The 1218-nt window shown below is 42.9% G+C and carries 1 protein-coding gene; it reads right to left on the reverse strand.

Translation table 11 applies throughout. The annotated features are described in order from the left end of the window. Positions 1 to 409: 409 nt before the first annotated feature. Positions 410 to 1144, reverse strand: coding sequence for an ATP-binding protein (locus tag HMPREF9444_RS05330; RefSeq protein WP_040909275.1), 735 nt, complete (start codon positions 1142 to 1144; stop codon positions 410 to 412). Between the last annotated feature and the right edge of the window lie 74 nt (positions 1145 to 1218).

Consider the following 1218-nt stretch of genomic DNA (forward strand, 5'->3'; position numbering starts at 1 on the left):
TGTTAAATATTACGAAGAAGATCTGAGAATATTATCGTAAGAAGATCCGAAAACTCAGAGCAGAGCGCGGATCATCTCGGAGTGATTTTTCAGTTCCAACCGGATGTTTCTTTCACATCATTTTGTTCTTTTTTTATCCTGCATGACAAAGTAATTATTTGTCAACACTTTTGTACAGAGTTTTTACCGTAAAAAAGTTTGATTTTAATTAACTTTATGTTTTATCAAATAAAATCATATAAATGATCTGCTAAAAGCATAACAGGATCCGGCAAAATCACGGCACGATCGCAAAATATCATCGAATGATCGTTGAAAATCATTGCAGGATCTGAGTAAAGACCTGATGATTAACATAAAAAAAAGGCCCATTCCTAAAGAAAGAGCCTTTAAGAGATAAAATTAATTTTCAATCAAGCGAAGAGCGGCGGGAGTCTCCTTTCAAAATTAAGGTGTAATTGTTGTTGCCGGCACGTTCAACGATGGATTCAGCCAAGGCGGAGGCTCCCAGCATATCAAGCCAGGCATCGGGTAGTTTCTGTGACACGATAACGGTACTCTTTTTGCCGTAGCGGGCATTAAGCACGTCAAAGAGGATATTTTGGGCAGCAGGAGTGTAGTCGGTCAGACAAAAATCATCCAAAATCAGCAGGGATTTGACGGCAAGAGTTCTAAGCTTGGACTGATAGTTAGGTGAGCCGTAAGATAATTGCAAGTTGTCGATAAGCTCTGAAGATGAATAATACAAAGTCGTATATCCCGACATGCATGCCAGTCGACCCAGCATCACGGCCACAAAACTTTTACCGGTGCCGGCACTGCCGAAGACGGTGAGATTCTGGCCGAGCCTGATAAAATCCAAAGTCATTAAAGACACGAGTTTAGCTTTGAACTCTTCACCGCGGATGTTGTCATAAGCGATGTCGGAGGGAGAAATGACATAAGGCAGATGCGACATTCTAAGTAAGCTGTGCTGCTTACGGGTCAAGCGGTCGTTGACCTCGTTTTGCAATAAGGTCTCAAGCAGCAGCTGCGCGGGCATGGCATCAAGCTCCTGAGGGGAGGAGACGAGGCGTTCGAAAGCTGACAGAGCTCCGCGTAAATCCAGTTCACGCATTAAATTTAAGATTGAGTGGGCTGACATAATTAACTCCTTAAATATCCGGTATCTTTAGTCGTTGTTGTTGGTTAATGCGGCTTTAAGCGCGGCATAGCGGC

The sequence above is a fragment of the Succinatimonas hippei YIT 12066 genome (assembly GCF_000188195.1).
In the GTDB taxonomy this organism is placed as follows: Bacteria; Pseudomonadota; Gammaproteobacteria; order Enterobacterales; family Succinivibrionaceae; genus Succinatimonas; species Succinatimonas hippei.